Origin of the sequence: Anabaena sphaerica FACHB-251, from assembly GCF_014696825.1 — a bacterium.
Taxonomy (GTDB): domain Bacteria; phylum Cyanobacteriota; class Cyanobacteriia; order Cyanobacteriales; family Nostocaceae; genus RDYJ01.
In genome coordinates, this window is record NZ_JACJQU010000003.1 from 383,239 (window position 1) to 402,857 (window position 19,619).

16 protein-coding genes are annotated in these 19,619 nt (G+C 38.4%); 6 read left to right on the forward strand and 10 right to left on the reverse strand.

Annotated features, from left to right (window positions below; genetic code table 11):
- Positions 1-15: 15 nt before the first annotated feature.
- From H6G06_RS08665 to rpmB, 3 genes are all read right to left on the reverse strand, one after another.
- On the reverse strand, positions 16-1,503 hold the full coding sequence (locus tag H6G06_RS08665) for a DUF7305 domain-containing protein (protein WP_190559068.1): 1,488 nt from the start codon (positions 1,501-1,503) through the stop codon (positions 16-18).
- A 537-nt stretch (positions 1,504-2,040) separates the two neighbouring features.
- A complete protein-coding gene (locus H6G06_RS08670; RefSeq protein WP_190559070.1) occupies positions 2,041-2,712 on the reverse strand; it encodes a hypothetical protein in 672 nt (223 codons plus the stop codon).
- Between the two features lie 528 nt (positions 2,713-3,240).
- Positions 3,241-3,477 carry a 50S ribosomal protein L28 gene (rpmB, locus tag H6G06_RS08675; protein WP_190559072.1) on the reverse strand — a complete coding sequence of 79 codons (237 nt, stop codon included), beginning with the start codon at positions 3,475-3,477 and terminating at the stop codon, positions 3,241-3,243.
- A 48-nt stretch (positions 3,478-3,525) separates the two neighbouring features.
- Here rpmB and H6G06_RS08680 point away from each other — a divergent pair, with 48 nt between their 5' ends.
- Positions 3,526-4,356 carry an alpha/beta hydrolase gene (locus H6G06_RS08680; RefSeq protein ID WP_190559074.1) on the forward strand — a complete coding sequence of 277 codons (831 nt, stop codon included), beginning with the start codon at positions 3,526-3,528 and terminating at the stop codon, positions 4,354-4,356.
- 229 nt (positions 4,357-4,585) lie between these two features.
- Here H6G06_RS08680 and H6G06_RS08685 read toward each other — a convergent pair whose 3' ends face one another.
- Complete coding sequence (locus H6G06_RS08685; RefSeq protein ID WP_190559076.1) at positions 4,586-5,641, reverse strand: J domain-containing protein; 1,056 nt, start codon at positions 5,639-5,641, stop codon at positions 4,586-4,588.
- A gap of 329 nt (positions 5,642-5,970) precedes the next feature.
- Positions 5,971-7,365, reverse strand: a complete 1,395-nt coding sequence (locus tag H6G06_RS08690; protein ID WP_190559078.1) for a carotenoid oxygenase family protein — start codon at positions 7,363-7,365, stop codon at positions 5,971-5,973.
- 80 nt (positions 7,366-7,445) lie between these two features.
- Here H6G06_RS08690 and H6G06_RS08695 point away from each other — a divergent pair, with 80 nt between their 5' ends.
- Positions 7,446-8,084 carry a histidine phosphatase family protein gene (locus H6G06_RS08695; RefSeq protein ID WP_190559080.1) on the forward strand — a complete coding sequence of 213 codons (639 nt, stop codon included), beginning with the start codon at positions 7,446-7,448 and terminating at the stop codon, positions 8,082-8,084.
- Positions 8,085-8,255: 171 nt separating this feature from the next.
- Positions 8,256-9,230: a GTPase Era gene (gene era / locus H6G06_RS08700; RefSeq protein ID WP_190559083.1), complete on the forward strand. Its 975-nt coding sequence runs from the start codon at positions 8,256-8,258 to the stop codon at positions 9,228-9,230.
- Positions 9,231-9,563: 333 nt separating this feature from the next.
- On the opposite strand, the gene H6G06_RS08705 is transcribed toward era, so the two are convergent.
- From H6G06_RS08705 to H6G06_RS08720, 4 genes are all read right to left on the reverse strand, one after another.
- Positions 9,564-9,956 (reverse strand): type II toxin-antitoxin system VapC family toxin, encoded by a 393-nt coding sequence (locus tag H6G06_RS08705; protein WP_190559085.1) that lies wholly within the window; start codon positions 9,954-9,956, stop codon positions 9,564-9,566.
- The gene (locus tag H6G06_RS08710; protein WP_190559086.1) at positions 9,956-10,267 is read right to left on the reverse strand and encodes a hypothetical protein; all 312 of its coding nucleotides are present in this window, start codon (positions 10,265-10,267) and stop codon (positions 9,956-9,958) included. The genes H6G06_RS08705 and H6G06_RS08710 overlap by 1 nt, the downstream gene beginning before the upstream one ends.
- A 321-nt stretch (positions 10,268-10,588) precedes the next feature.
- Positions 10,589-12,496, reverse strand: coding sequence for a 1-deoxy-D-xylulose-5-phosphate synthase (gene dxs / locus H6G06_RS08715; RefSeq protein ID WP_190559088.1), 1,908 nt, complete (start codon positions 12,494-12,496; stop codon positions 10,589-10,591).
- 251 nt (positions 12,497-12,747) lie between these two features.
- The gene (locus H6G06_RS08720) at positions 12,748-13,518 is read right to left on the reverse strand and encodes an S-layer homology domain-containing protein (RefSeq protein WP_242039636.1); all 771 of its coding nucleotides are present in this window, start codon (positions 13,516-13,518) and stop codon (positions 12,748-12,750) included.
- Positions 13,519-13,734: 216 nt separating this feature from the next.
- On the opposite strand from H6G06_RS08720, the gene rpiA reads away from it, so the two are divergent.
- The 3 genes from rpiA to pabB all read left to right on the forward strand — a co-directional run bounded on the left by rpiA (position 13,735) and on the right by pabB (position 17,999).
- Complete coding sequence (gene rpiA / locus H6G06_RS08725) at positions 13,735-14,445, forward strand: ribose-5-phosphate isomerase RpiA (protein ID WP_190559090.1); 711 nt, start codon at positions 13,735-13,737, stop codon at positions 14,443-14,445.
- A 258-nt stretch (positions 14,446-14,703) separates the two neighbouring features.
- Positions 14,704-15,885: an aldo/keto reductase gene (locus H6G06_RS08730; RefSeq protein ID WP_190559164.1), complete on the forward strand. Its 1,182-nt coding sequence runs from the start codon at positions 14,704-14,706 to the stop codon at positions 15,883-15,885.
- Positions 15,886-15,896: 11 nt separating this feature from the next.
- The gene (pabB, locus tag H6G06_RS08735; protein WP_190559092.1) at positions 15,897-17,999 is read left to right on the forward strand and encodes an aminodeoxychorismate synthase component I; all 2,103 of its coding nucleotides are present in this window, start codon (positions 15,897-15,899) and stop codon (positions 17,997-17,999) included.
- A gap of 148 nt (positions 18,000-18,147) precedes the next feature.
- Here pabB and H6G06_RS08740 read toward each other — a convergent pair whose 3' ends face one another.
- Positions 18,148-19,458: a hemolysin family protein gene (locus H6G06_RS08740; RefSeq protein WP_190559094.1), complete on the reverse strand. Its 1,311-nt coding sequence runs from the start codon at positions 19,456-19,458 to the stop codon at positions 18,148-18,150.
- Positions 19,459-19,619: the final 161 nt, after the last annotated feature.

Genomic DNA, 19,619 nt, shown 5'->3' on the forward strand with positions numbered 1-19,619 from the left:
TAATTTGGTATTGATTTAATTGATGGTTTTGCGTTGCCATCCACTAATAGGATCAAGTGTGGGTTTCATGTATTTTGGTGCTAAACCGCCTAATTGATCCCAGTCACCAGTTTGTTTGACGACTACATTACTACTGTTGGAGCCACAACCAGCCCCCCCATCCTGACCAGTAGCTACGTTTGCGCTATTACCTTGATTTCCCCATACCTTTGTCCAAACTGCTCCATTGACTCCTCCTGCACCACCAGCGCCACCCTGTACGCCTACCATATATTCAGGTGCTAAGATAAAAGCATCAAAATAATTACCGCCATTTAGACATATTTTGGGGTTTCCTGTCGTCGCTTCTCCAAAAATTTGAAAATTTGTCGCTTTACAACCTGTTACTCCTGTACAGTTGTGTGTAATAGTCACATTATTGGCATTTATACTGCCTGTTAGAAATATAACTACTTTCTGCCCTGGTGTAATATTCAATTTTGTATTCTGAGCAATAGCATCAACTGAATATACATAAGTTGCGCCGTTGAAACTTGTAGTAGCATCAATTGTTGCGCCGGATGTACGTGGAAGAGTAAGAGTGGCACCACCAGGTGCTGAAGTTGCACCTGGTGTTGAACTATTTATTGTTTGTAAGTTAATTACACCTGTTGGTGGTCTTGATGGTACACCTGGCATCTGCATTTCTGTCTTGTTCTTTGTGTAACCAGTAGTGACGTTTACTGTAGTAAGATTAATATCACAATTATTGACTAATACATTACCTTGAATTGTGTTGCCACCTGTAGCACTAGGATCATCTGCAGAAGAACCACCAACCCACACTCCCGGTATGGGAATATTGTTCACATCAGGTTTTCTAACAGGAATATTTACTTGTAATCTGCTAATTGATTTACTAGCGGCGTTGTTTGCTGATGGATTAGTGATCCTCCCCTCAACAGTTAAGATACCTCTTCCTAACACCTGTAGACTGGGGTCAGCGGAAAAACCTCCTGGATCACCAGTATATTTGTAGCTAACCAGTCTAAATTCTCCCTTTGTGCTGTCAGTTGAATCTACTGGTTTCCAGTCTGTGCTGGCAAATGTGGTTTGTATATCACTTGTACTTGTACCACTGCTACAACCTGCTACAAGTCCTGGAATTTTTACACCTGTTTCGTTTGCATTAGACCAACTCATCTGACCAGTGTTAGTGGTAGTTGTTGGATCGCCACAAGATTCATTGACAGCGGTGCGCGTTTTATTAGCACAATCTGGATATGTGGCTAATAATCGATTGGTGTTGAGAAATTGATGATAATAACTAACACCTTTTTCGGCGACTGCTAGGGATCGTTCTGTTGCTTTTTGGGTTGAGGCCACTATTTGGTCTCCTTGGGATCTCATCGTCATGGTTAATCCCACTAAGATCATAATTAACCCTAGTGATACAGCAATGACAATAGCGAATCCTGATTCGCCAGAGTGGAGTAGCAAAGCCATTTTTAATCTGGTATTCATAATTTTTTCCGGGTATGGTTAATTATTTGCCGATAAAGATAGATAATAGTGACCGATTGTTGATAAATTAGCCTATGTTTTTATACTGATTCAATACGACCACTAAAGATGGTTGATTGCTTCATAAAACATCTTATGACAGTCTTTTAGAAAGTTGTAGTGATTCCAGACTACACAAAGCTGTGATCATAAGACCAAAGCGCAGGTGTTGATTTATTCCTAGCATACTCTATTATATTGTTACTTGTTTCAGTAACTGTACTGGATTATTAAAGTTTTAGTAAAGAGATGGGTTAAATAGTTTTACTGTGTTCATCTATCTTGTATTGAAACGGAGCAACTAGAAGATTGTGGGATATGTTCAAATGCAATAAATGTGTTAATTGATGTCATTTGATCATCTGTACACAAAAAAGCAGTAGAACGCAAAATGGATGTTCTACTGTTTTTTAGAAGAAAATATCTTTTGTTTTTCCACAATGTGATACTAACTATCCATTGGTTGTCATCTTTCAGCCATGATCTGAAGTGATGAGTTTATGCTTTTTTTAACATTTTAAATTTGCGCTGGCAAGCTAAAAACCCAACAGTTGCCAATAAACCAAACATAGCTGAAGGTTCGGGAGTAGTCCTGATAGCTGCTACTAAAGCAAGAGAGGGAACGGTATCGTCTCCGCTCAAAGTATCCAGTTTAATGTATATTTCACTGATGCTATCGTTTAAAGCAACTCCAAAGTCATTTAGGTCTATGGTAGCTACATTGACATTGAAGGTTGGATTACTAGTAGAAAATCCAGTAAATAAGCTGTCATAAGGCAAGTAATTGTTTCCGTCAATGCTTACTTGAAATGTATCAGGAATCCCTAGATCAAAAAAAGCTAAGTCGTTTCCTGAAAGATTTATTACTGGAGTATTAAATCCTAATTGAACAAATGCGCCAGGAGTAAAGGAGAACGCATAGGTAGTCAAATCTTGATCTGTTAGAACAGTTTGTATAGATCCACCTGGTGTAGTGAAATTGCCAGCAAAGTTTACTAAGGTATTGGCAAAGTCTTCGTCATTAAAATCATACCCTGCTATGTTGACAGCACTTGCTGGTTTAGCAAAAGCACCCAATCCCAACATAATGCTACTTACCGCCACACCAGCACTCAAAGAACGTAAAGCTTTTTGAGAGAAAAATTGACCTAACTTCTTTAATGTAGTCATCTGAATCCTTTTTGGTTATATGGTTGGGTTCTTTTCGTTCAACGGATGCGCTGTGATTTGGACATACTTGATTAGCATCAGTATTATTTTAATCACTTAGCACTATGCTTTTGCGTCCGTACAACTACTAAAAATTGTCGATTCAAGCATCAGTATAAACAATAAAGACCTAATTGGGAATATGTAGTCATGAAAAAGACCCAACTTCATGAAAAATTTACAGAATAAATTATTGATTCTACCTCGAAAGAAATACGCAAATTCAAGAGAATTGTGGGCTTAGTAAGGCTGTATTGCCTGCCATGCTTATATTTGCGATCCAGTTAAAGTTATTTTCTGCCTCTTTAATTGCTTTTTTATTTTTTAAAGAATAAACTTTATGATATGTTTTTTCTGTGAATTTTTACTTAAATAAGTCTGCTGATAGATGAAATATTTTGTTAAATTTGCGTGCAATGCAGAGGCAGTTGGAAACAGTATATACTAACAAAGGAGGTAACTAACGATACCTCCTTTAAATACAAAAGATTAGTAATGGTTTAAATTGATACCAGCTTCTTTAGCCATTGCTTCTAAACCTTTGCTATCTAGGGTTTTGATGGCTTTGGTAGAGAGTTTCAGTTTTACCCAACGATTACCACCAGGCCACCAAACTCGCTTGCTTTGCAGATTAGCTTGTTGTAGACGCTTGGTGCGACGATGGGAGTGGGAAACTGCCATTGCATTATTGGCTTTTTTACCGGTGAGTTCACAACGACGGGACATTAAATATCTCCAAATTTCTATTTGAGTACAACCTTCCTATTGTAGATCATGGATAAACAACGTCTCAGAAAACTATTAATTGGCGATTTTACTTGGAAACGGATGCTCAAATCTTTAGTTTTTATCTACACTTTGTTTGCTGTCTATGTATATTTTCGGGCAGATAGTATGATTTTTATGCCCCAACCCTCTAGCTATGAAGATACAAAAGACACTCTCAAGCTTAAAATTAGAGAAAATCAGCAAATTTCCGCAGTTTATTTGCCTAATCCTACAGCTAAGTACACCATTCTTTATATTCACGGTAATGCGGAAGATTTGGGAGATATTCAGGAAATATTAGCAAAAATTCGCGATTTGGGTTTTAGCGTCTTTGCTTACGACTATCGAGGTTATGGTACGAGTGAGGGAACACCTACCGAAAATTCTGCTTATGAAGATATTGATACTGCTTACAATTATTTAACTGAAGATTTAAAAATTAAACCCGATAAAATTATTGTTTTTGGACGTTCAGTAGGGGGAGGTTCAGCAGTAGATTTAGCAGCACGAAAACCGATAGCTGGTTTAATTATTGAAAGTACATTTACTTCTGCTTTTCGGGTAGTTGTGCCTTTTCCGATTTTACCTTTTGATAAATTTACTAATTTTGATAAAATCAAAAAAGTCAAATCTCCTGTCTTGGTGATGCACGGTAAGTTAGATGAAGTTATCCCTTTTGAGCATGGTGAAAAGCTGTTTGCTGCTGCAACTACACCTAAGCGTTATTTATGGTTAGAAACAGCAAATCATAATGATTTTTTCGACGTTGCGGGAGAAAAGTATGGTCAAACTTTGCACGAGTTTGCTGATTTAGTATCAAAAAACTTATCCCCCTAAATATATGATTATCTCGTTCCCAGTCTCTGACTGGGAATGCCATCACAGAGGTTCTACCTCTTTTTACTAAAGGCAGAGCCTTCTATAATTCATCCCCATACAGAGTATGGGAACGAGAGAAACGAGAGAAACATTTATTCAGATTCCCGACTTCTGATGATGATTCATAAATTGTTGAGAAAGTTAAAGCAAGAAGTCGGGGATCTTAACCTCGTTACGCACCCTACAATTAAAAAACAATTCTTCCTTCTAATTCTTCCATCATTTCTTCGAGGAGTTCTTCCATCATTTCTGCTCTGAGAGAACGCAAACTGGGGGGACCTTGAAGAAATTCTTTGATTGTAATTCTCTTTTCTCTAAAGTCCTGAAGAAAATTACGAATATCAACAATAATATCAATTTGAGACTCTAGTTGTTTCAACATCAACCCCATAGAATCTATTCCGTGTTTAGCAGCTTTACGAGAATCAGAAACCATTGCTCCTTCGGGAGTATTTTTAGCTAGACGTAGCTCCTGTTTTAATTTATCATATTGAGTTTTAAGAATCTCATTTTGCTGTTCTAGATTTTTACATCTGCGGGTTAAATCATCTTCGCTATTATTATCAATAGTTTCTCCTAACTGATGTTGCATTTCAATTTCTAAAAGTCGCGCTAAATCTCCTTCTTGGTAGGCTTTATTGATTTCTTTCATGATTTCTGTATGGGACATTTGGGTTTCACTGTCCTTTACTTTATCTGGATGAAAGATTTCTGCTAATTTTAAAAATGTCTGCCTAATTTTTCTGGATTCGTCTGTTCTACTAGCCGAACTTGATTCTACTTCCTGTTGTGAATCCCAATATTGATGACGGTTTTGACGACTGTGATTATCTTCTGTTTCTGGTTTTTCAAACAATTCATCTAGTTCTGGATCTTCTTCTTCATCGCTACCAGACTTTGGGGTGATTATTCCTGAGATTTGCAGATTCATATAAAGGTATTCTATATTTTTTTGGGTTTGTTTGCCAAACTTTCTCGTAGTCAGAATTTCCTTAAACAACGCATGAATTTGCTGATCTAAGTCTGCCATTTTTTTGAAGCAAGGACTGGCTTTCTGAAATATTTCTGTTGCTAAATAACGCATTTGTTCGACGAAATTATTTATTTCTGTCCGCTTTCTCTTAATCTGTTTGAGTAATGATTGGTGTTCTTTTTCTAAAGCCGCTAAATGTATATGCAGATCAGAAAGTGCTAGTGTTGGACTTGGGGATGTTGGTGATGCAGACTTGGTTTTTCTAGGCATGGAAAAGGTAAGTAAGGTTAAGGTTTACAAGATATCTTAATGGAGATGTGAGTAATTACTATTATTTTGTGTATCTAGTGAATTGATATTTTATTTTACTATTTTTCTACTACGTAATTCTATTAAATAAATTTAATCTATCTTCAGAGGTATAACTATTCGTGTATAGGATACTGCTGGTTGGCATTTTCCACCCTACTTTGATGGAGAAAATTCAAGATGTCAAATCAGCAATTACTAATCACCAACCACAAATAATATCATGAGTGGCTAATTACTTATCATGGAGTAGAGAAGTTGTATACAACGTCTCTACTACAAAATTGATTTTAGATTGAATTCTTTAATTGCGCTGCTGTTACCCAAGCACCGTGGAAACCATAAGGTACTCGTTGGGGAATAATTACTCGTGCGACTGGTTCACTGGTAACATCTTGAGCATTTATGACTACTAATTCGGAAGTTTCTAAATTTTGATCATGAACAAAAGTGATCAACCAGCCATCATCTTCTGCTGTTGCATTTAGACGAGGTGCAAATACGGCTTCACCACCATAGCGTCCCTGTCCAAATTCATGAGTTTGGGATTTGCCATCACGGAAATTATACTTAATTACCCCCTCAAATAAAGGTTCAGGACTATTGGCCATTTTGCCAGCGTAGCCATATTGGGTTTTTCTCCCCAGCAGGTTTTCGTTAACGCGGGGAAATTCTGCTGGTACATCGTCTAACATTTCTTCTGTGACTGCACCTGTGCTGAGATTAAACCGCCAACGATGTAATAGGGGTATATTTGCTGTGGGGTCTGTTGATGACCCACTCTCTAATACAGTGGTAGAACTCATGCGACAAGCAATAAGTATGATTTCGTCTCCTGCTTCGTAGGCGTTAAGGGTGTGGAAGACGTAGCAGGAAGGACTTTCAAACCAGCGGATATTGCTGTTGTCTCCGTGACGGGGGACAATACCAAAACGACTGGGACGTTGACTCTCAAACATGATCATAGGTTCTCCCCTTTGCATCCGTTCTGGGCTGAATGTGAGGGGTAAATCCATAAAAATGGTGTAATTTTCGGTAATGGCGAAATCGTGCATCATTACCCCCATTGGTAGTTCAATGGGTACTGTCCGCAATATTTCACCTTGGGGGGAAACTACGCCATATTGCAGGTATGGGGGTGCAAACGAATAGCCAAAGAACATCATTTCCCCGGTAACTGGGTCTACTTTCGGATGGGCAGTAAAGGGGGAAGTTAGTTTATTGTTGTAAGTGTATTCACTAGTAGTTTCTAATTCGGGAAGTTGGATATTGTGGGGCGTACCTCCTTCCCACAATGCCAAAAATTGTCCAGCGTGCCAGACTAGGGCAGTATTGGCGGTGTTTTTACCTGGTCCATAGGGGTTGTCCATTTGCGGTGGTTCTAAAAGTCCACTCCAAACAGCTTTACCCACTTCGTTTTCGATGTTCCAGCCTCTGGTACGGACGTAACGGTTGCGATAAGTGGCTTTTTTGCTGCTAATTTCTACACCATGCAACATTCCATCACCATCAAACCAGTGATACTGACCGATGGGTTGATGCTGGGGGTTAGGTCCATTGCGGACAAACATCCCGGAAAGGTCGGGGGGTAGTTCACCAATGACTTTGAGGGTGTTTGTGGTGATTTCTTGGCGGACTGGGGCAAAATTGCCATCTAAATAGGGATTTACTACGGTTGTTATCATTGTTATTGTTGAGTTTTATGAAGGTACTCTCTCTAATATAGCCATACTCGAAAATCCAAAATCTAAAATCTAAAATTGTTATGAGCCTAACTCTTTACCTACTCCGTCATGGAGAAACAGAATGCAGTCGAAATCACGCCTTTTGTGGGGCGATAGATTCAGAATTGACGGCTGAGGGTGTGGAAATGGCCAAGGCTTTTGCGGCTGCATACTGTTCTACCCCTTGGCAAGCGATTTTTTCTAGTCCTATGCGTCGAACTATGGAGACAGCAAAACCCTTGTGTACGACAATAGGAATGCAACCAGAATTGCGGGATGGTTTAAGGGAAATTAACTATGGTGCATGGGAAGGAAAAACCCCGGAGGTGATCAGCCGTGAATATCATGATGATTATATCCGCTGGTCTGCTGACCCGGCTTGGTATGCGCCCAATGGTGGAGAATTAGCAGTAACAATTGCTTCTCGTGCTATGCGGGTAGTTGAAGAAATTAAGCAGCTTTACAGCAGTGGTAATGTTTTAGTTGTCACCCATAAAGCAACTATCAGAATTATTCTTTGTAGTTTGTTAGGAATTGATGTCGGACGCTTTCGTTATCGTTGGGGCTGTCCAGTTGGTTCTGTGAGTATTATTGAATTTACTGAACATGGTCCAATGCTGCAAACTTTAGCAGACCGGAGTCATTTGGATGGGAGATTGCGAAATTTACCAGGAACATAGAACAATGAGATCCCCTACTGCTTGGAGAAGTCGGGGATCTGAGAATTATGAATTAGGAAAATAGTTTCAGTAATGGATTAAAATAAAAACAAGGACATCCCCGCATAGATCAGGGTGATTTTATGTCTGTTTTTGATTTGAGAAAAAACAAATTTATCCCAACTGTAAAATATGAAGGTGGAGCCAAAGGTGAGTATTAGTGATAATTATAGCTTCTCGTTGTCAGAAGAAGTAAGAATTCCCCAAGCTCCTCCTGAATTTAAATCTGGTTTTATCGGCATTATTGGCCGTCCCAATGTCGGTAAATCTACTTTAATGAATCAATTAATAGGACAAAAAATTGCTATTACATCACCGATAGCGCAAACTACAAGAAATCGCTTACGGGGTATTTTAACTACAGAAGAAGCTCAGTTGATTTTTGTAGATACACCAGGAATTCATAAACCTCATCATCAATTGGGGGAAGTGCTGGTCAAAAATGCCCGAATTGCGATTGAGTCGGTAGATGTAATTTTGTTTGTGGTTGATGGAACAGCGGCTTGTGGTGGAGGCGATCGCTTTATTGCTGAGTTACTCAGTCGTAGTGAAACACCAGTGATTTTGGGCATTAATAAGATTGATGAACAACCATCAGATGCTCAAAAGTTAGATGATAGTTATATTCAGTTAGCTAAAGAACAGCAATGGCAAACTGTTAAATTTTCTGCCGTAACTGGGGTAGGATTAGTAGAACTGCAAGAATTATTAATTGAACATTTAGAAACAGGTCCGTTTTACTATCCACCAGATTTAGTCACTGATCAACCAGAACGGTTTATTATGGGGGAATTAATTCGGGAACAGATTTTGTTGTTAACCCGTGAAGAAGTACCTCATTCAGTAGCGATCGCCATTGATTTAGTAGAAGAAACCCCAAGCATTACCCGTGTACTCGCAACTATCCACGTGGAGAGAGATTCCCAAAAAGGGATTTTGATTGGTAAAGGTGGGACAATGCTCAAAGCTATTGGTAGTGCTGCGCGTGAACAAATCCAAAAACTAATTGCGGGTAAAGTTTATTTAGAATTATTTGTGAAAGTGCAACCAAAATGGCGACATTCACGAGTGAGATTAGCAGAGTTAGGATATCGAGTGGAAGAATAAGAAATGGGGGCATAGGGATTTTGTCTGAATCGGGATGTCCAAGATTTGAGGATTTACAAGATGTTATTTAATGATGGTTGGTTACGCACAAGATATGAAAGAATGAACCACGAAGAACACGAAGAAACGAAGGAAAGAGGTTTTAGAGAGATTTGACAATTTCATCCTGTACATCCTAAAATCCTGGTTATCCTGATTCTGACAAAACTCTATTTCGCGCAAAGGCACAAAGAAGCAAAGTCGCAAAGAAGATATCCTGTACATCCTAAAATCCTGGACATCCTGATTCAGACTATTCCAACCGCCAAATTTTGATAGTGTTGTCATCATTAATCAATAACTAACCTGAGCAACATCCGTATAAATAAAGTCATTTCCTTTGAATAATAAAGGTTGATTTGTAGATTTTGCTAAAGCATAGGAAAAACAATCACCCATATTCAATTTTGCTGGATGACGACCTTTTCCAAACTTCAAAAACGCTTCACTAGCCAATTGTGCCTGTTCTACAGTAAAAGGTACAATAGTTATAGACAATGCTGCAATTAATAAATTCAAATTTTCTATGCCCTGTTGTCCATGTTTAGTTCCTAAAACTATAGATGCTTCAACATAGCTGGGTGAAGAAAGTAAACATTCTTCAGTATCGCTAATAAGTTCCATAAATATCAATTCTTCAGTTTCACCATAAATAATAGCCATGATAGCAGAAGTGTCAATCACCATTACTCAAAAATCCCAAACTCGTTATAACCAATAATTTCATCAGGTGTTCTGGGATCAAGCATAGGTAAATTTCTAATTTGATTACAGATATTACGCACAGCATTAATATCAACTTTCCGCTTTTTTGGGTTTTGTACAGGAGCTTTTTCTATCCATTCTTGCCAAATTTTTAATTTTTCTTGGTTTGGTAAAGGCTTTTTATTGTATAAGGTATAATCCTGACTATTTAACTTTTCTTGAAAAAGCTGTTGTTCTTCCGGTGTGAGTTTAGCAACAATTTCTACTAGATAATCAACAAGTTGGACGTTCATAATTTATGGTGTAAATATGTTACTTTATGATAGCATTTTGCCAAAATCAGGACAGCCTCTGCGGGAATTCAAAATTCAAAAGTTAAAATTTTTTTTGTCAGAATCAGGATGTCCAAGATTTGAGGATTTACAGGATGTTATTTAATGATGGTTGGTTACGCACAAGATATGAAAGAATGAACCACGAAGAACACGAAGAAACGAAGGAAAGAGGTTTTAGAGAGATTTGACAATTTCATCCTGTAAATCCTTAAATCCTGGATATTCTGATGCTGACAAAAATGACCATTCCCATACAGAGTATGGGAACGAGAAAATTAACTAAACTACAGCAGCGGCTTGTTTTTTGAAGAAAGCTTGCAAAATATTATCTGCAATTTGCTGACTGGTTAAACCTAAACTAGCCTTAGATTGATCTGGTGTGGCATGATCTACCAAAATATCAGGAACACCGATCCGTTTCACAGGTACAACAATATCAGCATCAAGTAAAGCCTCAGCTACCGCAGAACCAAAGCCACCCATTAAACAGCCTTCTTCCAAAGTAACAACCCGGCCGATTTGTTGCGCCAAAGGTAATATTAAATCAGTATCCAAAGGTTTAACAAACCGGGCATTAATTACAGTAGCTTCAATGCCGTGTTCACTGAGAATTTCTGCGGCTTGCATACCTGGGTAAACCATCGTACCATAGCCCAGAATTAACACATCATCACCTTGGCGGAGAATTTCCCCTTTACCAATTTCCAAAGGTTCCCAACCTTCCTCCATCAAAGGTACACCGTGACCATTACCACGGGGGAAACGCATGGAAATAGGTCCATCAGTATATTCAATACCAGTCACTACCATCCGTTGCAATTCCGCTTCGTCCTTAGGAGCCATCACCACCATGTTAGGAATACAACGCAGGTAAGCAATATCATACATACCTTGGTGAGTTGGACCGTCAGCACCAACAATACCCGCCCGATCTAAACAGAAGAAGACAGGCAGGTTTTGAATGCAGACATCATGGATAATTTGGTCGTAGGCACGTTGTAAGAAGGTAGAATAAATTGCAGCGACGGGGCGCATACCTTCACAAGCTAAACCCGCAGCCACAGTAACAGCGTGTTGTTCAGCAATACCTACATCAATATATTGATTTGGTAATTTAGCTTGTAGTTTATCTAAACCTGTACCCGTGGCCATAGCTGCGGTAATACCGACAATTTTCGGGTTTTGTTCTGCAAGTTTTACTAAGGTGTGAGAAAAGACCTTCGCATAAGCAGGGGGTTTGGGTTTACTGGAAGGAATAGCCTTACCAGTGGTCACATTAAAGGGGTTTTGGGCATGATAGCCTACTTGGTCTTTTTCAGCCATTTCATAGCCTTTACCCTTGACGGTGGCTACATGAACCAGCACAGGACCTGTAATTTGATGTGCTTGTTGGAAAGTGGCAATTAATTCTTCTAAATTATGTCCATCAACTGGACCCATGTAGGTAAAACCCAGTTCTTCAAAAACTGCACCAAGTTTAGAAACCGCTAACCGCTTCATTCCTTCTTTAATGCGTTCCAGTTCAGGTGAAAGGGATTCACCCACAAAGGGAATATGCTTAAACTGTTCTTCAAAGTTATCTGCGAGAAATTGCACCGGTGGGCTGAGGCGCATTTTGTTCAGATAGCGGGGAATAGCCCCAACGTTGGGAGAGATGGACATCTCATTGTCATTGAGAACCACCAGTAGGTTAGTTTTGGGTAGGTGTCCAGCATGGTTGATGGCTTCTAAGGCCATACCTCCAGTTAAAGCACCATCGCCGATAACAGCAACAGCTTTGAATTTTTCCCCTTTCAAGTCGCGGGCTAAAGCCATACCCAAAGCTGCGGAAATACTTGTAGAAGCGTGTCCTGCGCCAAAGTGATCAAACTTGTTTTCACAGCGTTTGAGATAACCGGCAACTCCGTCTTTTTGTCTGAGGGTGTGGAAGTCGTGGTAACGTCCTGTAATTAGTTTATGGGGATAAGCTTGGTGTCCTACATCCCAAATTACTTTATCCCGATCCAAGTCTAGTGTCTGGTAAAGTGCAAGGGTTAATTCGACAACTCCCAAACCAGGACCCAAATGCCCTCCAGTTGCTGCTACGGTTTGTAAGTGCTTATCTCGAATTTGATGGGCAATTTGTTGTAACTGCCGAATAGACAAACCGTGCAACTGGTTAGGATGGGTGATTTCACTCAGATGCATATTATAAGGTTTTCCTCTCTAACTCTACTTTTTGGCATTATTTGATTTTCCCACTTGAGGGGACTACAAAAATCTAACTGTGATTAATGTTGTTGTATTGTAAAACTTCGCCCAATATATAGACAAATATTGCTATCTATTGTCATTCATCACAGTGAAACCAGTTAATAGATGAGAATAGGTGACTGGGGACTGGGGACTGGGGACTGGGGACTGGGGGACTGGTAAATAATTTTCTCCCCATCTCCCCGTTAAAATTGCAGGATAGTGGGAACTATGGGTGTTTCTGCCTGTTTTTGCTGACGTTGCAAATATTTACTTAACAAATAAGCCATATCACCACGGGTCATGGGGCTTAATGGGTTAATATTACCGTTAGTATCTGTGTTGATAAATCCTTCACTGATGACTGTAGCGATCGCTCTTCTAGCCCAATTAGGTATATATGCTACATCTGGGTAGGGTGTTAAAATTTCTTTGATTGTTTGATCAGGAAACTGAAAAACTCCATAAGCTTGGGCAAAAATAGCTAAACCTTCTGCCCTGGTAACTTTTTGATTGGGAAAAAACATATTCCCCCGATAACCTTTCATAATATCGGTTTTCAGCACTGTCTGAATATCTTGATACGCCCAATAATAATTAGGGACATCTGGTACAACTATGGCTTTTTCCTGTTTAGCAGCTTGGCGTTTATCTAAGTAAAAAGCTTTCACTAAAATTGATGCTAATTCTGCCCGACTAATTAACCTTTCTGGGTAAAAATTTCCATCGGGTAAGTTATCCATTAATTTGGCTTCTAACACTTTTTGGATATAATCGGAATTAGTCACAGGTAGCTTTTCTGTAGCTTGTTCCTGGGCAAAGACTGGGTAAGTTGTTAGCAGGGTTACTGAAGTTAATGTACCTATTGCCAGCAGGCACAAGGAAAGAAAGGTTTTTGGATGATTTTTGGCATTTTTTTTAACTGGATACCTATTTCCGCCGCTGTGTACTAGTAATTCTTTCATATCTATGATCATTTTCAAACAGCCTTGGTTGTTCGGTTGTAGTGACGGTGGTTTAATTATTAAAGTTGCTGATTTTCTAGGTTATTAATTATTAGTATTTTTTGAGGATGGAATTGGGAAATTTTTATATTTCATATCTTACCCATTACCAATTATCCATTACCAATTTTGTAGTATAGTCTGCTGAGAGAGAGTATTCCATTTTATGAAATTTTCAGGAGTTTAGGAATGTCCGTATCAGCAGACCCCGTGAAGTTGATGAAGCAAGAAGTTGGCAAAGCCGCCGCCGCCCTGGTAAAATCAGGTTCTATTGTCGGGTTGGGTACGGGGTCAACTACAGCTTACACCATTCAGTTTTTGGGCGATCGCCTCAAGTCTGGTGAACTCAAAGATATTGTCGGTATCCCCACCTCGTTTCAGTCAGAAGTGTTAGCAAAACAGTACGGCGTTCCTCTCACCACTTTAGACGCTATTGACCACATCGACATCGCTATTGATGGTGCTGATGAAGTTGACCCCCACAAAAACTTGATTAAAGGTGGTGGTGCAGCACATACCCGCGAAAAAGTTGTAGATTACCTAGCAGAGCAATTTATAGTTGTGGTTGATGGTGGTAAGTTAGTAACCCGCTTGGGTTCTAGTTTTGCTGTACCAGTGGAAGTTATCCCTATGGCTATCACCCCCGTTATTAATGCGATTAAGAAACTCGGTGGTCAACCGGAACTTCGGATGGGTGTTAAAAAAGCTGGACCAGTTATTACTGACCAAGGTAACATGGTGCTAGATGTTACATTTGATAATATTGACGATCCTGTAAATTTAGAAAAAACACTGAATAATATTCCCGGTGTTTTGGAAAATGGCATCTTCGTTAACTGTGTTGATTTGGTTTTGATTGGTGAAGTTATTGATGGTAAACCTGTTGTCCGTCAAATGTAGTTAAAATGTAAGAATTCAGGAGTCAGGAGTCAGGAGTCAGAATGTTTGATAATTGACTAATTTATCAAACAGTCCGTTTGATGAAAAGCCTTCAAAATCTGACTTCTCTCGGTTGTTGACTGAATGTTTACGTTAACATGAATAGGTGGGTAATGCTCACCCTATTCATAACCTCACGCAAAGGCGCAAAGACGCAAAGAAATTGTATTTTTCAACCTCCATTATCGTCATCCAAAATCTAAAATCTAAAATTTCGTGATGCTATATAGAAGATTTGGACGTACAGAATTACAAATGCCCTTTTTTTCCTGCGGGGGAATGCGTTATCAATTTAAATGGCAGGATGTTCCACCAGCGGAAATTCCTCAAGATAATCAGGAAAATTTAGAAGCTACTATTCATCGTGCAGTTGAGTTAGGTATTAATCATATTGAAACTGCCCGTGGTTATGGAACTTCGGAAATGCAGTTAGGAAGAATATTACCTAAGTTTCCTCGTGAAAAGTTAATTGTACAGACTAAAGTTTCTCCTGTAGCAGATGCAAAAGAGTTTCGGCAGACATTTGAAAAATCTTTGGCATATCTTCAGTTAGATTATGTTGATTTATTAGGTTTGCATGGTATTAATACTGCTGAAATTTTAGATTATAGCATTTGTGAAGGTGGTTGTTTAGAAGTAGCCAAGCAACTACAAGCTGAGGGAAAAGTCAGATTTATTGGTTTTTCCACCCATGCCCCAACGGAGATCATTGTACAGGCAATTAATACAAATCAATTTGATTATGTAAACTTGCATTGGTACTATATAAATCAATGGAATTGGTCAGCAATAGAAGCAGCTAATAAATTAGATATGGGTGTCTTTATTATCAGTCCTGCTAATAAAGGCGGTTTATTATATCAACCTTCAGAAAAGTTAGTAAATCTTTGTCAACCATTGAGTCCAATGGTGTTTAATGATTTATTTTGTTTGAGTCATCCCCAAGTACATACTTTGAGTATTGGTGCTGCAAAACCAAGTGATTTTGATGAACATTTAAAAACACTAAAATTATTAGATAATGCCGATGAAATCTTACCTCCAATTATTGAAAGATTAGAAAAAGCAGCTATAGAAACTTTAGGTGAAAATTGGGTAAAAACCTGGGAACACAATTTACCTACTTGGGAAGAAACACCAGGACAGATAAATATTAAAGTAGTTTTATGGTTGTTGAATTTAGCCTTGGCTTATGACATGGTGGAATATGGAAAAATGCGCTACAATTTATTAGGTAATGGTAATCACTGGTTTCCTGGTAATAGAGCCGATAAATTAGATGAATTAGATTTGAGAGAATGTCTTGTTAATAGTCCTCATGCTGATAAAATACCACAAATGTTAGCCAAAGCTAATGCAATGTTAAAGGCTGAAGATGTGAAACGGTTATCTCAAAGTTAAGCAAAGAAATCGTGAAAACTCTAATTATAGATAATTATGATTCTTACACCTTTAATTTATATCAAATCATTGCGGAAGTAAATGGAGAAATTCCCATTGTTATCCGTAATAATGAAGTTGAATGGGAAGAATTGACCAAGATTGATTTTGATAATGTGGTAATTTCTCCAGGCCCAGGTAGACCAGAAAAACCAGAAGATTTTGGTATTTGTCGTCAAGTCTTAGAAAATATCAATGTTCCTGTTTTGGGTGTATGTCTTGGACATCAAGGATTAGGTTATTTCTATGGGGGAAAAATTATCCATGCACCAGAAATTAAACATGGTAGATTAAGTGAAGTTTATCATCATAATTGTCAATTATTTCAAGGTTTACCCAAATCCTTTTTAGCTGTTTGTTATAATTCTTTAATTGTCGCTGATGATATACCCGACTGTTTAGAAAAAATTGCTTGGACTCCAGAAGGTGTAGTCATGGGTTTACGTCATCGACATTTACCTTTTTGGGGTGTACAGTTTCATCCTGAATCAATTTCTACTGAATATGGTAGACAGATTTTAGAAAATTTCAGAAATATAACTGCCAGATTTTATAATTATCAAGTTAGGGAAAATGTAGATCATCGAATAAAATTTTTACCGAAAAAACGCCAAAATTATCAACATCAAAAATATCAAGTTTGTAGTAAAAAACTAGATATATATCCTGATGCAGAACAGGTATTTAGCCAACTTTTTGGTGACAAAGTTAATACCTTTTGGTTAGACAGTAGTAGATATGAACCTGGGTTATCTCGCTTTTCATTTATGGGAGATAATAGCGGTGTTCATAGTTTATTAGTTGAATATCGGACAGAAAATCAAGAAATTACAATTACTCAATCAGGTAAAATTACTCATCATCAAGAAAGTATCTTTGATTATTTACAACGAAAAATTAAAGATAGATATTGTGTAAATGATGATTTACCCTTTGATTTTAACTGTGGTTTTGTGGGTTATTTTGGTTATGAATTAAAAGCTGAATGTGGTGCTGAGTTAGTACATACTTCCAATTTACCAGATGCGGTTTTTATCTTAGCTGACAGAATTATAGCTTTTGATCATCAGGAAAAACTCACTTATTTATTATGTTTGACCACTCCAGAAGAAACCTCAACAGCAGAAGAATGGTTTTTCTCTGTAGAGTCAAAATTGCAAACATTATCACCCATTTTACCAGTTATCCCTTGCCCAAATCAAAACCCTGTAATTTTCCATTTACAACAGTCACATCAAGATTATTTGGATGATATTCAAACATCTTTAAAAGAAATATATGAAGGTGAAACTTATCAAGTTTGTTTAACCAATAAATTATATACTGATACAACTCCTCAAGCTTTAGCATTTTACTGTACATTACGCAAAATTAATCCTGCACCCTATTCAGCTTTTTTGAGATTTGCTGATTTTGCGATCGCTTGTTCTTCCCCCGAAAGATTTTTGCGGATAGATACTCAAGGTTGGGTAGAAACAAAACCCATTAAAGGAACATTAGCAAGAGGAAAAACACCAGCAGAAGATGTAATTTTAAAAGAAAGTTTACGCAACAGTGAAAAAGACCGTTCTGAAAATTTAATGATAGTGGATTTATTACGTAATGACTTAGGAAGAGTTTGTCAAATTGGTAGCGTTCATGTTTCCAAATTAATGGATGTAGAAACCTATAGTACAGTCCATCAATTAGTAACCACAATTAGGGGTTTATTACGTCCAGATATGGATGCTACCGACTGCATTAAAATGGCTTTTCCTGGTGGTTCAATGACAGGTGCGCCAAAAATCAGAACTATGCAAATTATAGATCGACTAGAACCAAAAGCGAGAGGTATATATTCAGGATCAATTGGTTTTTTAGCTTTTAATGGTGCAGCTGATTTAAACATTGTGATTCGCACAGCTATACTCACTCCTAAACAAACTTCTATCGGGGTAGGAGGGGGAATTGTTGCTTTATCAAACCCTGAAGCTGAACTATCAGAAATGTTGTTAAAAGCAGAAGCTTTAATTCAAGCTTTAGTTATTACTGTGAATGGGGAATTTAAGGTTGAGAAATTAAAAATTAAAAATTAAAAAATCAAAAATACCTCGTTACCAGTCTCAGACTGGAAATGCTATAATAGAGGCTCTGCCTCAAATATTATTGAAGTCAGAAACTTTTATAATTCATTCCCATACAGAGTATGGGAACGAGAGATAAGAACGAGAATAATATTCCTAATTACCCATGATTAATTAACCTGGGAACAACTAACACCTTATCAACACGATTACCATCCATATCCATGACTTCAATTCTCATACCTTGCCATTCAAAATGATCTGCTGCTGAGGGAATACGTCCTAAATGGGTAATGACTAAACCACCCAAAGTTTGATAGTTACCTCTTTCTTCGGTTTCTAATTCTTCTATAGCAAAAAGTTCCAAAAACTCTTCTACTGGTAACATTCCATCCACTAACCAAGAACCATCTTCCCGTTGTACGGCTTGGGGTTCTTCCTGTCCTGGTTCTGCGGGAACATCACCAACAATTTCACTCATAATATCATTCAGAGTTACTAATCCTTGAATTACTCCGTATTCATCGACTACTAACGCAATATGAGTGATAGTTTGTTTGAATAACTCTAAAACTTTTAAACCCCTGGTACTTTCTGGTACAAATATCGGTTGACGTAATCCTATTGTTAAATCAAAAGGTTCATGACGCAAACTTCTGGCTAATAAAGCGGTGACAGGGATGACACCCAAAACATTATCAAGTCCCTCTTGACATACGGGATAACGAGAATAACCACTTGCAGACATTTTCTGGCGGTTTTCTTCTGGAGAGTCGTCTAAGTCTAACCAAACAATATCAGGGCGGGGTGTCATTAAGGAACTAACAGGGCGATCGCCTAAACGAAAAACCCTTTCTACCATATCCTGTTCTGCTTCTTCAAAAGTTCCCGCTTCCGTTCCTTGTTCTATTAAAATTTTAATTTCTTCTTCTGTAACTTGGGGTTCATCGGAAGGTGTAATTCCCAAAAGTCGCAAGACTGTTTCTGTCGAAAGACTTAAAAGATGTACCACTGGGGAAGCTAAAGCAGCTAAAGCCCGCATGGGAACAGCCACAGATGAAGCAATTCGTTCTGGGTTGTTTAATGCTAACCGCTTGGGTACAAGTTCACCAACAATCAATGATAAATAGGTGATCGCTAAAACTACGATACTAAAAGCAATGGGTTGGCTATAATTGGCCAAAAACGGAACTAGCTGAACATACTTTTCTAGTCTTTGGGCAAGGGTCGCACCACCAAAGACACCATTAAGAATATTGATGAGTGTAATCCCTACCTGGACAATAGACAAGAAATGATTGGGAGACTCTGCTAGTTCTAAAGCAGCCTGGGCGTTGAGGCTGCCTTGGTTGGCTAACTGCTGTAACCTGACTTTTCGTGCCGAAACTATGGCCATCTCGGACATGGAAAATACACCGTTGGCCAGAATTAGCACCAAAATGATGAAAATTTCAACTGTAATGGAGGACATTTTATTCAGGAGGCAGGACGCAGGAGGCAGGACGCAGGACGCAGGAGGCAGGATAGAGGATAGGATGTTTTCCCAATGCCCCATGCCCAATGCCCAATGCACCTAAAATAGTTTACATATAACTACAATCTAAATTTTCACACTTTTTAAGACTTCTCACT

What these genes read in the sequence shown, in the direction of transcription:
- H6G06_RS08665 (WP_190559068.1), bottom strand. Translation starts at nt 1,503, where the DNA reads ATGAATACCAGATTAAAAATGGCTTTGCTACTCCACTCTGGCGAATCA.
- H6G06_RS08670 (WP_190559070.1), bottom strand. Translation starts at nt 2,712, where the DNA reads ATGACTACATTAAAGAAGTTAGGTCAATTTTTCTCTCAAAAAGCTTTA.
- rpmB (WP_190559072.1), bottom strand. Translation starts at nt 3,477, where the DNA reads ATGTCCCGTCGTTGTGAACTCACCGGTAAAAAAGCCAATAATGCAATG.
- H6G06_RS08680 (WP_190559074.1), top strand. Translation starts at nt 3,526, where the DNA reads ATGGATAAACAACGTCTCAGAAAACTATTAATTGGCGATTTTACTTGG.
- H6G06_RS08685 (WP_190559076.1), bottom strand. Translation starts at nt 5,641, where the DNA reads ATGCCTAGAAAAACCAAGTCTGCATCACCAACATCCCCAAGTCCAACA.
- H6G06_RS08690 (WP_190559078.1), bottom strand. Translation starts at nt 7,365, where the DNA reads ATGATAACAACCGTAGTAAATCCCTATTTAGATGGCAATTTTGCCCCA.
- H6G06_RS08695 (WP_190559080.1), top strand. Translation starts at nt 7,446, where the DNA reads ATGAGCCTAACTCTTTACCTACTCCGTCATGGAGAAACAGAATGCAGT.
- era (WP_190559083.1), top strand. Translation starts at nt 8,256, where the DNA reads ATGAAGGTGGAGCCAAAGGTGAGTATTAGTGATAATTATAGCTTCTCG.
- H6G06_RS08705 (WP_190559085.1), bottom strand. Translation starts at nt 9,956, where the DNA reads ATGGTGATTGACACTTCTGCTATCATGGCTATTATTTATGGTGAAACT.
- H6G06_RS08710 (WP_190559086.1), bottom strand. Translation starts at nt 10,267, where the DNA reads ATGAACGTCCAACTTGTTGATTATCTAGTAGAAATTGTTGCTAAACTC.
- dxs (WP_190559088.1), bottom strand. Translation starts at nt 12,496, where the DNA reads ATGCATCTGAGTGAAATCACCCATCCTAACCAGTTGCACGGTTTGTCT.
- H6G06_RS08720 (WP_242039636.1), bottom strand. Translation starts at nt 13,518, where the DNA reads ATGATCATAGATATGAAAGAATTACTAGTACACAGCGGCGGAAATAGG.
- rpiA (WP_190559090.1), top strand. Translation starts at nt 13,735, where the DNA reads ATGTCCGTATCAGCAGACCCCGTGAAGTTGATGAAGCAAGAAGTTGGC.
- H6G06_RS08730 (WP_190559164.1), top strand. Translation starts at nt 14,704, where the DNA reads ATGCTATATAGAAGATTTGGACGTACAGAATTACAAATGCCCTTTTTT.
- H6G06_RS08740 (WP_190559094.1), bottom strand. Translation starts at nt 19,458, where the DNA reads ATGTCCTCCATTACAGTTGAAATTTTCATCATTTTGGTGCTAATTCTG.